Below are 307 nucleotides of genomic sequence, written 5' to 3'. Positions count from 1 at the left end.
GTTCACGAAGGTCGCGGCGGCAGACATCAAGCCGATGGCGGTCAAGAACGGTGCGACCGTCCCGGCAAAGGTCTACGACGCCGGCGCCATGGACACGACCGGCGACGGCGGTGAGGGCACGACCGTCCGCGTCCTCGCCTTCGTCAACCATGCGACGACGACGACGACGGCGAGCACGACCCCCGCGATCGACCAGAACCGGGTCATCGCGACAATGCGGAAGGTGGGGGAACGCGGGCTCGTCAGCGACCTGGCCGCATTCTGAAAGGGGCTGGTCCCGGGCGCCCAGAGGGGGTCGTCCGGGACC

The 307-nt window shown here is 69.4% G+C and carries 1 protein-coding gene; it reads left to right on the top strand.

What is annotated here, in order from left to right:
* Positions 1-265 (top strand): hypothetical protein (locus ACPYOM_RS22240; protein ID WP_481347626.1); only part of this gene is annotated, 265 nt, incomplete at its 5' end.
* Between the last annotated feature and the right edge of the window lie 42 nt (positions 266-307).

The sequence above is a fragment of the Monashia sp. HAY1-2A genome (assembly GCF_056755315.1).
This window is presented reverse-complemented; position numbering and strand designations above follow the sequence as displayed.